Below are 11,423 nucleotides of genomic sequence, written 5' to 3' on the forward strand. Positions count from 1 at the left end.
GCAGATCATGAGGGAGAATCCGAACGCTGGGCAGCCGCGCGGACAGGGGGCATGGCAACACCCTGTCCGCGCGCCCGTGCCGGAGAATCACCAAGACGCTTCTCGCGATGCATAGATGTACCGCTGGTTCGGATACTCGCTCTGAGACCAGATCTGGCCGTACTGGGGCCAATAGGTCACGTCCTCCGGGCCGACGGGCACTGCGCTGGTGTGCTGGGTGGCGAAGTTGCCGGGGCGCCAGATGAACACGTCGCCCCTCGTAGAGGAGCCGTTGCTGCGGTGGATATGGAACTTGCCGTTCACGGATGTGGCGCCCTGCATGGCGCGGATGCCCACCGTGTAGGCCCAGTCGGCCCGGGCGTATCCGTCGGAGTCTTCGGCGATGTGGTAAGTGCTCTGGTCGAGATTGAAGCGGGCCATCCGGGTGTCAGTGCCAGGGTTGCCGTACTCGCTGACCAGCAGGCTGTGCGGGCTCGTGGTGCGGTCCAGTGACGTCTGTGAGTACCGGAACCGTGGTTCCCCTCCCGTGGTGCTTGGATGATAGTGAGCTTCTTGGGGTAGCACGTAGAGGTAGTTGTGGGCAAGGTAGCTGCCGTCCGGCTGGCGGCCGATCCTGGTGTTGTCTCCGGTGGAGACCCGCATGAGGTCGTTCATGTTGAATACCCGGAGCCCGTTGAACGTGTTGTTCACGTAGAGCTGGTCGCCGTACCAGACGATGCCGCCGGCATGAGCGTTCACCGACCGGAATGACGCCTCCCCGTTGTCCCACCGCGGCTCGACCAGAAGGACGTGACGGTATTGCGGCGTGGTGCGATTGGACATGTCGAAGAAGCTGATCCGTACCCCCATGTCGCGACCGCTGTCCTTGTCGTATGCGGCGCTCAGGAGTGCTTCACGGCCCTGCCACTGCCCGTTGGCCGTGGCGTCGCCCGTCGTCGTGATGCCCTGCGGCATCCAGTAGCTCACCGCAGAGTCGCCGGAATTCCAGCAGAACGACGCGGAGTGGAACTTGACATTCGGTGAGCAGGTGCGCGCCGAACGGTTGGCCGAGTCGAGCACGTCGGCGACCGTGTCCGTGCCGAGCTCCGAGCGCAGCGCGTTCATCAGCGCGGGGTCGGTGTCGGTGCGTTCCAGGCGGATGTTGGACGGGTTCGGCTGGGCGTGTGCTTCTTCGGCCGGAACCGTTACCAAGGCGGTGACTAAGGCCGCGCCGGCGGCGCCGGTCACGAGTGCGGTGATCGGGCCGCGACGATTTGGCCGTCGACCCCGTTGAGTTGTTGCTGGCGCAGGTCTTGTTCGGATGAGCTTCATGGGGGGCTCCGTTCGCTCGTATGTCGCGAGGGTGCCGCAGAACTTTCGGCATGTAAAGGTCTAGACCTCAAACTCTTGGGTGCGTGAATGAATTCGCCGTGAATCCTCACGATCACCGGGAAGGGGACGTCGGCGTTCCTGCGGCCAGCCGAGGTCAGACGACGTCGCGGCGGGTGGTGACCAATGTCGCGACTATGCCGAATACCACGATGTAACCGGCGAGCAGCAGTGCTGCCGGCCCCGCATCCAGGATCGTCAGCACCCCAGGGGCCCCGCCGTCGTCGGCCCCGTCACCGAGATCGGGTATGCGCATGGCGCCGGCGATGGAACCGGCTGCGGTGCCGGGCAGGACGTTCGTCAAGGGTTCGAGCACCGTGAGGGCGTTCGCGACGCCACGCAGCAGGTTCTCCACCGCGAGGGCCCAGACGAGGCTGAGTCCAACGGCCAGTGCCGGGCTCCGGGTCAGGGTCCCGACGACGACGCCGAGGGTGGTCCACATCGAGTAGATCAGCATGGCGCCGCCGACGCCTTGTGCGGTCTCGGACAATGGTGGCCAGACGAGGGACTCGGCTTCCACGGCCGAAATCAGCACACTGATTCCGAGGTTGGTCGAGAATGTGACGACGACAACCGCGGCCACCACTGATGCCAGCGCGATGAGCGTGCCACCGAACGTTGCCGTTCGTGAGGGGCCCTGGGTGAAGACCGTCTTCCACGTCCCCCACCCGTACCCGCTGCCTACCGTGAGAGCACCGAAGATGAGCAAGATCGCGCCCCCGAACATGGGCATGCCTTGAAGCGTGGTTTCGACGAGTGATACTGGTAGGAGATCGTGAAGCAACTCGGCGGGTGGTACGTCCTCGTTGATCGTCGAGCTGCTGCCTGTGAGGTAGCTGATGTAGCTGAAGACGTAGCCGAACAGGATGTTGAGAAGCAGGCCGGTACCGAGCATGATCCACATGGCTGGCCATTTGCGCAGCCGCAGCAGTTCGGCCCTGGTGCTCGCCAGCAACGAAGCGACATGGCTGCCCGCCATGCCGGCGGAGCTGTGATGTGCTCCGCGGGCGTGAACAGGGGGCTGCTGGATCGACGATTGTCCACGAGTCGTTTGGGTGTCACTCATCGCTCATGACTCCTTGCTGTTGAGGCGGTCGAGTTCGCCGCATCGCCGGTCGCGGTGATCTCGAAGAAGACCTCTTCGAGGGAGCGCTCCGAAGTGCGGACCTCGTGGACATCGGCACCAGCGTCCACCAGTGCCCGGGTGATCCCGGGGGTCGCGCCGGCACCCACGTCGAGTCGCAGGGCGTCGCCGTCGAGCAGGTGCACGGCGTCGTCACCGGCGATCCGCATGGCAACCGCCAGGGCGACGTCGACCGGCTCGGCGCGAATGTAGAGCGAGCTCATGCCCCGGATCTCGGCGACGGTGCTCTCCGTGATCAGCCGTCCGTCGGAGATGACCCCCACCCGGTCACAGATGTCCTGGACCTCGCCGAGGAGGTGGCTGGACAGCAGCACCGTTTGGCCGTGCCCGGCCAGCTCGACGAGCAGCTCGCGCATGTCCGCCATGCCGGCCGGATCCAGCCCGTTGGTCGGCTCGTCGAGCACCAGGAGGTCCGGGTTGCCGAGCAGTGCCGCCGCGACCCCCAGCCGCTGCTTCATCCCCAGCGAGTAGGTGCGGAAAGGATCGCCGCCACGACCGGTCAGGTCCACACGGTCGAGTGCGGCGTCGGCGGCGGAGTCGCTCAGGGCGAGATAGCGCGTCATCACCCGCAGGTTGTCTCTCCCGGAGAGATACGGAAAGAACCCGGGGTCTTCGATAAGAGCTCCGGCTCGCCGCTTGGCCGCCGGTTCTCCAGGTGTGTGGCGCAGGATTGTGGCGGTTCCGCTGGTCGGTCTGATCAGCCCGAGGAGCATGCGCAGTGTGGTCGTCTTGCCGGCACCATTGGGACCCAGGAAGCCGTAGACCTCGCCGCGGCGGACGGTGAGACTGACCTCGTCCACGGCCGTGTGCTCGCCGTAGCGTTTGGTGAGATTCTCGGTGGTGACGATTGTTTCGTTCATGTCCAGAGAATCGCCGCCGCCCGCGTCGTCGCGCGTCAGCAGCGTGACGGTACCGGCCATACGCGGATCAACGTACGTCGATTACGCATCCAACCTGACGCGGCACGGCCGGCGCCGGCATTAGGGTCGGATCCGGGTGTCTTCCGTGCGCTGCTAGGAGGTGATCTGGTGCGGTTCCCCGACGTGTCTCGTGTGTGGCGTGAGCTGTGGCCGGTGCTCCTCATTCTGATTCCGGGGCTCGGTGGGACGCGAGGTGCCAGCGGGGATCAGCTGGATTGGAGCCGGGAGCCGGACCTGCTCGCTTACGCACTCGTGGTCTTCGCTGCGGTGTCGGCAGTCATGTTGCGCCGGCGGCCAGGCGTGACGCTGGCGTGCTCCGGCGGCGCGGTCGTGACATATCTTCTGGGCGGCTATGCCTTTGGGCCGATGCTCATCGCCGTCCCGGTCGCGGCAGTGGGAACGGCGCTCGCATGGCCGCTTCGAAAGGCGCTGCTCTGGAACGGGCTGCTCGGCCTCTCGGTGCACGTTGCCGGCGGCGTCCGCTTCGGCACTGAACTGGCCGCAGACCAGGGTCTTCCCTTTCTGGGCTGGGTGGGCGCGTCGTTCACGGCCGTCGCTGTTCCGACGGCCATCGGTGCCGCAGTCCGGATCCGGCGTGAGTCCGAGGCGGGCGTGCGGGAGGCTCAGGCTCGGCGGGCGGTGTCGGAGGAGCGGTTGCGGATGGCTCGGGAGTTGCACGACTCCGTCGGTCACGGTCTCGCGGTGATTGCTATGCAGGCCGGTGTAGCCCTGCATGTCCTCGAGCGCAACCCGGACAAGGCGCGGGAGACCCTCGAAGCCATCCGGGAAGCCAGCAAGGAGTCACTGGACCGTTTGCGGGCCGAGCTGCAGTTGCTGCGCGAACCGGAGCATGACGACGCGCCGCGCCGCCCGGGACTTGGCTTGGCCGACGCCGGCGCGCTGTTCGACCGTGTCCGTCGGGGTGGGGTCGAGGTGGACGCCGATGTCCAGGCTGGGCACGTGCTCCCGGAGCTGGACGTGGCCGCTTACCACATCGTGCAAGAGTCGTTGACCAACATCCTGCGGCACAGCGACGCCCGCCTCGCCCGGGTGCGGGTGGCGTGGAGCGGCGACGATCTGGAAATCGCGGTCACCGACGACGGCCGTGGGGAACGGACGGGACGGCTCACGGAGACCAGTGGTGGCATGGGGATTCCCGGAATGCGCGCCCGGGCCGAGGCGCTGGGCGGCGATCTCGAAGCGGGGCCGGCCCCTGAGGGCGGGTTCGTGGTCCGTGCGCGGCTGCCCCGTCCGGCCGGACCGCACCCGGCAGATCCGCGCGCGGCCGGGCAGAAGGCCGGCACCGGGCTGTCCGTGCCAGGATCGACACCATGATCCGCGTGGTGGTTGTCGACGACCAAGCACTGGTCCGAATGGGACTGCGCACGCTCCTGGACAGCGAGCCGGATACCCAGCTGGTCGGGGAGGCCGACGACGGCCGCGCCGGAGTGGACACGGTGCGCACGCTTGTTCCCGACGTCGTCCTGATGGATATCCGGATGCCAGAACTGGACGGTCTCGCCGCATTGCGGGAGATCACGGCCGATCCGGCCTTGAGCGACGTCCGAGTCGTGATGCTCACCACGTTCGAGCTCGACGAGTACGTTTTCGAAGCGCTCCGGGGCGGCGCCAGTGGGTTCGTGCTCAAGGACGCCGCGCCTGACGAACTCCTGCATGCCGTCCGCGTTGTCGCCGACGGCGCGTCCCTGCTGTCGCCCTCGGTGACTCGCCGGGTGATCGAGCAATTCAGCGCCCGCGGAGCGTCGTCGCGCACACCGCACCCACAGCTCGAACGGCTCACCGAACGCGAGCGCGAGATCATGGCGTGGGTGGCAACCGGCCGATCGAATGACGAGATCGCTGCCGAACTGGTGGTGAGCCCGGCCACCGTGCGCACGCATGTGGGGCGCGCCATGGTGAAGTTGCACGCGCGCGATCGCGCCCAGCTGGTGGTATTCGCGGTCCAATCCGGCCTCATACTGCCGGAGTCGAGTTGAAGGCCGGTTCCTGAGACAATTGTCCGGTGCCGTTTGATGTACCGCAGCCCCGTGTTGTCGCCACTGATCTCGATGGAACGTTGTTGCGCAGCGACGGAACCGTGTCCTCGCGCACCCGGGAGGCGTTGCGCCTAGCCGAAGACGCCGGAGCCACGGTGGTCTTCGTCACCGGCCGCCCGCCTCGATGGCTGGACATCCTCGCCGACGCTGTCGCCGGACACGGCGTGACCATCTGCGCCAACGGCGCACTTGTCTACGACGTTCACCGGCGGGTGCTGATCGAGCAGCACAGCCTGGACGGGCAGGTCGCCATGGAGGTCGCGCTGGCGTTACGTGCCGCCCTGCCGGGGGTGACGTTCGCGATTGAGCGCGAGCTGGTGTACGGCAAAGAGTCGGCCTTCCAGAACCGCTGGCCGCTGCCGGACGGCGCGATCGAGGCAGAACTCGATGTGTTGCTCGCCGAGCCGGTCGCGAAGATGATCGCCCGGCACGCGAGTATCCCGGCCCCGGAGTTCGTGAGCAAGGGCGTCGCGGTGGTCGGTGACCTCGCCTCGACCACCTATTCGGAGTCCGCGCCCATGCTTGAGATCAGTGCGCTCGGCATCTCCAAGGCGTCCACGCTGGCCGCCTTCTGCGCCGAGCGCGGCATCGCCTCGGACGAGGTTGTCGCCTTCGGCGACATGCCCAACGACTCATTGATGCTGGAGTGGGCCGGGACGTCGTTCGCGATGGAGAACGCACACCCGGACGCGGTGGCAGCAGCCGGCCACCGGTGTGGTCGCAACGACGACGACGGCGTCGCCCAGGTGCTCGAACGCTTCTTCGCCTGACCGCCCGCCTCGCCAAGCATGATCATTTAGGGCTCTGGTGGCATGCGCGTGGGGTGAGTTCGTGTATGGGTTGCTGGAGTGGTTCGTCCGGGGCTGGCGGGTGGGCTACAGGGTTGGCTGTTTCTGGCACGACGATCTTCACGACCGGACATTCCGGGGTTGGGCGCCCGTCGTGGTTCACACGACGATCTTCACGACCACTGCGCCACGCTTGGCGGCAGGGCTGTGGTGGTTGGTGTCACCGGTTGTGAAGATCGTCGTGCGGCGCGGAGCGGGCGCATCGGTGTTCGCGGCCGGGTCGTGATGATAGTCGTGTGAACATGGGCGGCCAGCCGGGCCAGTATGGGGGTCGTGAAGATCGTCGTGCCAAGAAACGCCGCTGGAGGCCGTCGGGAGTCACACGAGTGGGCACACACCGGTCGTGAAGATCGTCGTGTGAACCACGACGGGCCGCCGGCAGCTTCGGGCACTCGAGCTAGTTCGGCACTCACACCACCCCGCCCCGAGGGGCCGGGACGCAGGCACGCCACAGCACACCACCGGCTCACGGAGACCCAACGCGGCAAAGCGCGACCACCCACGGATGAGTCGAACGCCTCATTTAGGTGAGGTGGGTCGTCCTGCTCCGCCCAGTGCCGGGGACCGGGTCTGGTGATCAGGCGGCGCGGACGACCGGTTCTCCCCGGAGTCGCACCCCGGCCGCGCGCATGTCGTGGAGCGCCCGATTGGTGGTGTCAGGGGCGACGCCGGCCGTCAGGTCGAGTGTGACCTGTGTGTTGAAGCCGTGGTGGGCAGCATCGAGCGCGGTGGCCCGTACACAGTGGTCAGTCGCGATACCAACGATCTCTACATGTGTGACGTCGTGGGTTCGTAGCCAGTCGGCCATGCCCAGCCCGTTCTGCGCGGTGCCCTCGAACCCCGAATAGCCGCTGGAGTACTCGCCCTTGTTGAAGATGGCGTCGAATGGTTGGGGATCGAGGTTGGGGTGGAAGGCAGCGCCGTCGGTGTTGGCCACGCAATGTGGTGGCCAGCTCGTCACGTAGTCCGGGTTGTCGGAGAAATGTTCCCCGGGGTCGATGTGATGGTCGCGGGTCGCCACCACGTAGTCATACACCCGATCGGGTGGATCGGCGTCTTGCCATTGTTTGAGCACTTCAGCGATCGAGTAGGCGGTGGCGGCACCGCCTCCGACGGCGAGCGCGCCGCCTTCGCAGAAATCGTTCTGTACGTCGACAACAATGAGTGCGCGCTTCATGGTTGCTCCTCGTAGCGCGTAGGAATGGCTGGTAGACCGCGCGACATCTGCAACGCAGTGCGCGGAAGCTCGGCGCGGCGCTGCTCATGGTGCCGGCGGACGTCGTCGAGCGACTTGTGGCCCACTACCTCACCCTCGCGGATCAGCGGGATCAGCAGCTGACGGAAGTGATCTCCCGACACCGGCCCACTCACCGAGATGGTCTCAGCGTCGGCGAGTCCGTGGCGGTCGTAACGGCGAGCGGCATGCTTTCGTCCACCCACGCCCGGCTTGTCTTTGCTCTTCTTCTCGACAGCGACGAGCTCGCCGTCTTGCCCTTCGCGGGCGACGAGTTTGTAGACGAGGCCGGCAGTGGGTGATCCGGAGCCGGTGACAAGCGAGGTGCCCACGCCGTAGCCGTCGACGGGGGCTGCGGCTAACGCGGCGATCGCGAACTCGTCGAGATCGCTGGTAACGACGATCTTGGTGTCGGTAGCGCCGAGCTCATCGAGTTGAGCGCGCACGTCATACGCCTGGGCAAGCAAGTCGCCGGAGTCGAGCCGGACCGCGCCCAGGTCCGTTCCGGCGATCTCTACGCCGAGTGCGACCGCCTCGGCGACGTCGTAAGTGTCGACCAGCAGCGTGGTGCCTTTGCCTAGCGAGTGCACCTGAGCGGTGAAAGCGTCGCGTTCGGTGTCGTGCAGCAAGGTGAAGGCGTGTGCACTTGTGCCCCGGGTCGGTACGCCGTAGTACTGACCAGCTAGCAGATTACTGGTGGAACCGAAGCCGGCAATGTATGCGGCTCGCGCGGCGGCGACGGCGGCGTACTCGTGGGTGCGGCGGGACCCCATCTCGATACAGGGCCGCCCAGCTGCCGCGACCGTCATCCGGGAGGCGGCCGCGGCCACGGCGGAGTCGAAGTTCAGGATGGACAGGGTGAGGGTCTCCAGCAGCACAGCTTCGGCGAAAGTGCTTTCGACGAGGAGAATGGGGGAGTGGGGGAAGTACGGTTCGCCCTCGGCGTAACCCCACACGTCGCCGGAGAAGCGGTAGTCGGCGAGCCAGTTCAGGGTGGGTTCATCGACCACACCGGCAGAGGCCAGGTGAGTCAGAGCCGCGTCGTCGAAACGGAAGGCCTCGATGGCCTCCAGCAAACGCCCGGTACCTGCGGTGACGCCGTACCTCCGACCATCTGGCAACTGCCGGGCGAAGACCTCGAAAACCGCACGTCGCTGGCCCGCGCTGTCGGCGAGCGCCGCCTGCAGCATGGTCAGCTCGTAGTGATCGGTCAGCAGAGCCGTCGTTGCCTGCATGAATGCCAGACTAGTCATCACCGAGGCGCGGTGACGAACAAATGCGGGATCGGGCGCGCCGCCAACATTGAACCTGAGGGCCGAGATAACGGACGGAAGCCGCTGGAGGGTACGGAAGCCGCTGGAGGGTGTTGGATGGAGGTTTGATCTTGCTGTGTTGGCTCATGGTTGGTGGCCGTGGAAGCCCAAGGATGAGACCATAGGAGATTGTGATGACTGCGCCCGTTGAGATCGAGCGTCCGGAGGCTGATCAGGCTCCGGTGCCTGACACGCCCTGGGTGACGGTCGTGTGGAATGATCCGGTCAACCTGATGTCATATGTGACGTACGTGTTCCAGGCATATTTCGCTTACTCCAAGGTCAAGGCGGAGCGGCTCATGCTCGACGTGCACGAGAAGGGCAAGGCCATCGTGTCGCAGGGCAGCCGAGAAGAGATGGAACGCGATGTCGAGGCCATGCACTCCTACGGGTTGTGGGCCACTCTGCAGAAGGCGGAGGACCTAGGCTGAGTACCGCGTTCCGGCGGACCCGCGGAGGCGGGGTGACCGCGTCCTTCCACCAGGCTGAAGTCGAGCTGCTTCGCTCGCTCGTTGGGCAGCTACTCGAACTTGTCCGGGATGATCCCGAGAACAAGCGGGAGAACGAAGACTGGGCCGCGGCCCTGGGATTGGCCGACGACGAGCCGGTGCGGCCCACCGACCCGGTCCTGCTTCGGCTGTTCCCGGACGGCTACCAGGACGACGGCGAAGCGGCCTCCGATTTTCGCCGATTCACCGAACGCGGACTGCGGGAAGCCAAATCAGCCACCGCCGCCACCGTGCTGGCATCGCTGGCCACTGCCGAGGGTGCCGATCCGGCGGCGCGCCGGCCGCGGGACAGAAGCAAGACCAGGGTCGAGCTCGGCCCGGACGAAACCGACGCATGGCTGCGGACGCTCACCGACCTACGGCTGGCGCTGGGGACACGCCTGGGAGTCACCGAGGGTGATGAGGCAGTGTGGGCTGCCCTGCCGGAGGATGATCCCCGCAGGCACATCCACGACGTTTACGACTGGTTGGGCTGGCTGCAGGAGACACTGGTCCGGACCTTGTCCTCGGGCCTCGGCTGACTCACCGACCGGGCTCGTGGACACACCGCCACCCGCGCCGTTCCGCAAGCCGTGTGCTGTGATGGTGACCAGCTGCGGAGGTCGTTGCGGGAGAACTACAGGGAGTGTGGATGCTCGAGTCGAACGTTCCAGCGATCGTCAAGGAAGTCTTCGGCACGCTGCCTGACGGCACCGACATTGACGCCTTCACCCTCACGAACGAATCCGGAATGCGCATCCGGATCCTGACCTACGGTGGAATTTTGCAGTCGGTTGATGTGCCCGACCGGGCTGGGCGACTGGCGAACGTCACACTCGGGTTTGACAACCTCACTGACTACCTGGAGCGCAATCCGTACTTCGGGACCATCACCGGACGTTGTGCCAACCGGCTGAGCCACGGCCGATTCACGCTCGACGGTAAGACGTACCAACTCGCGCAGAACAAGGGCACCAGTCACCTTCATGGAGGCCTGGCCGGTTTCAGTCACCGAACATGGGCAGCGGCGACGATCGACGGCGACGATCCTGGCATCCGGCTTACCTATACGAGCTTGGACGGGGAAGAAGGGTATCCGGGCGAGCTGCGGACGACGGTCACTTACACGCTGACAGCAGACAATGCGATCCGGGTGGACTATCACGCCACCACCGACGCGCCGACCCTCGTCAACCTGACGCACCACGCCTATTTCAATCTCGCAGGTGAGGGCAGCGGTAGTGTCTTGGGGCACCAGCTGCAACTGAATGCTGAGCACTACACGCCGGTGAACGCGGATGTCATTCCCACCGGGGAAATCTCCCCGGTAAGCGGCACTCCGCTCGACTTCCGCGAGCTGACAGAGATCGGCGCCCGGATCCGCGATTCCCACCCGCAGATGCTGCTCGCGCAAGGCTACGACCACAACCATGTTCTGTCCCGGACGGGCACCGACCTGGAACTGGCCGCCCGGTTGGTCGAACCGGCGAGCGGGCGGGTCATGACGATCCATACCACCGAGCCGGGTATCCAGGTGTATTCGGGCAACTTCCTCGACGGCACGCTGGTCGGCCCCAGCGGGGGGATCTATCGCTCCGGCGATGGGCTGGCTCTGGAGACGCAACACTTTCCGGATGCGCCGAACCGGCCGGAGTTTCCGTCGATCGTGCTGCGGCCGGAAGACGAGTACAGCTCTACCACCGTGATGGCGTTCTCCACGATCTGAGCGGCGATCACGGCTAGCTTTTCGGACGTTCGCCGGTTTGGGCCGTTCCGAACGGCATGTTCGCGCGCCCAGTACCCCTCGGTCTCGTCCCGCCCGGTTCCCCCGCCCCGGGACGAGACCGACAAGGATGTGTCCACCTATAGAGCCGCGCTCTGCCTCAGCGCGGTCTCGGTCCTCTCCGCATCATGCCTTCTGGGGCTGTGTGGTTACCAGTGGTTGTCGCGCATGGGGGTTCTCCTTTGTGGGGTGGGGTTGTGGGGTCGGTGGGTGGGTTACCAGTGGTTGTCGCGCATGGGGGTTCTAGTTTGTGGGGGGGGGGTGTGGG

Annotated in this window: 12 protein-coding genes; 7 read left to right on the forward strand and 5 right to left on the reverse strand. The window is 66.0% G+C overall.

The features are described from left to right. Positions 1–87: 87 nt before the first annotated feature. The 3 genes from F7O44_RS17055 to F7O44_RS17065 all read right to left on the reverse strand — a co-directional run bounded on the left by F7O44_RS17055 (position 88) and on the right by F7O44_RS17065 (position 3,372). Positions 88–1,227 carry a hypothetical protein gene (locus F7O44_RS17055; RefSeq protein ID WP_162451456.1) on the reverse strand — a complete coding sequence of 380 codons (1,140 nt, stop codon included), beginning with the start codon at positions 1,225–1,227 and terminating at the stop codon, positions 88–90. A 238-nt stretch (positions 1,228–1,465) separates the two neighbouring features. Next, a complete protein-coding gene (locus tag F7O44_RS17060; RefSeq protein WP_222851439.1) occupies positions 1,466–2,434 on the reverse strand; it encodes an ABC transporter permease in 969 nt (322 codons plus the stop codon). Further along, on the reverse strand, positions 2,431–3,372 hold the full coding sequence (locus tag F7O44_RS17065; RefSeq protein ID WP_162451507.1) for an ATP-binding cassette domain-containing protein: 942 nt from the start codon (positions 3,370–3,372) through the stop codon (positions 2,431–2,433). The genes F7O44_RS17060 and F7O44_RS17065 overlap by 4 nt, the downstream gene beginning before the upstream one ends. Positions 3,373–3,540: 168 nt before the next feature. Between F7O44_RS17065 and F7O44_RS31950 the strand changes: the two genes are divergently transcribed. From F7O44_RS31950 to F7O44_RS17085, 4 genes are all read left to right on the forward strand, one after another. Further along, a complete protein-coding gene (locus F7O44_RS31950) occupies positions 3,541–4,767 on the forward strand; it encodes a histidine kinase (protein WP_162451457.1) in 1,227 nt (408 codons plus the stop codon). Next, a complete protein-coding gene (locus tag F7O44_RS17075) occupies positions 4,764–5,429 on the forward strand; it encodes a response regulator transcription factor (RefSeq protein WP_162451458.1) in 666 nt (221 codons plus the stop codon). The genes F7O44_RS31950 and F7O44_RS17075 overlap by 4 nt, the downstream gene beginning before the upstream one ends. Before the next feature lie 26 nt (positions 5,430–5,455). After that, positions 5,456–6,259, forward strand: coding sequence for an HAD-IIB family hydrolase (locus F7O44_RS17080; RefSeq protein WP_162451459.1), 804 nt, complete (start codon positions 5,456–5,458; stop codon positions 6,257–6,259). Between the two features lie 61 nt (positions 6,260–6,320). After that, the gene (locus tag F7O44_RS17085; RefSeq protein WP_162451460.1) at positions 6,321–6,563 is read left to right on the forward strand and encodes a hypothetical protein; all 243 of its coding nucleotides are present in this window, start codon (positions 6,321–6,323) and stop codon (positions 6,561–6,563) included. 351 nt (positions 6,564–6,914) lie between these two features. On the opposite strand, the gene F7O44_RS17090 is transcribed toward F7O44_RS17085, so the two are convergent. Then, entirely contained in the window at positions 6,915–7,514 is a 600-nt protein-coding gene (locus tag F7O44_RS17090) for an isochorismatase family protein (protein ID WP_162451461.1), read from the reverse strand. Continuing rightward, positions 7,511–8,806 (reverse strand): nicotinate phosphoribosyltransferase, encoded by a 1,296-nt coding sequence (locus F7O44_RS17095; protein WP_162451462.1) that lies wholly within the window; start codon positions 8,804–8,806, stop codon positions 7,511–7,513. Before F7O44_RS17095 ends, F7O44_RS17090 begins: the two co-directional genes overlap by 4 nt. Positions 8,807–9,018: 212 nt before the next feature. On the opposite strand from F7O44_RS17095, the gene clpS reads away from it, so the two are divergent. The 3 genes from clpS (at position 9,019) to F7O44_RS17110 (ending at position 11,098) form a co-directional block, all read left to right on the forward strand. After that, the gene (gene clpS / locus F7O44_RS17100) at positions 9,019–9,315 is read left to right on the forward strand and encodes an ATP-dependent Clp protease adapter ClpS (protein ID WP_162451463.1); all 297 of its coding nucleotides are present in this window, start codon (positions 9,019–9,021) and stop codon (positions 9,313–9,315) included. Positions 9,316–9,347: 32 nt separating this feature from the next. Then, the gene (locus tag F7O44_RS17105) at positions 9,348–9,914 is read left to right on the forward strand and encodes a DUF2017 domain-containing protein (RefSeq protein WP_222851441.1); all 567 of its coding nucleotides are present in this window, start codon (positions 9,348–9,350) and stop codon (positions 9,912–9,914) included. Positions 9,915–10,024: 110 nt separating this feature from the next. After that, a complete protein-coding gene (locus tag F7O44_RS17110) occupies positions 10,025–11,098 on the forward strand; it encodes an aldose epimerase family protein (protein ID WP_162451464.1) in 1,074 nt (357 codons plus the stop codon). The last annotated feature ends 325 nt before the right edge of the window (positions 11,099–11,423 follow it).

The organism is Phytoactinopolyspora mesophila, from assembly GCF_010122465.1.
Lineage (GTDB): Bacteria > Actinomycetota > Actinomycetes > Jiangellales > Jiangellaceae > Phytoactinopolyspora > Phytoactinopolyspora mesophila.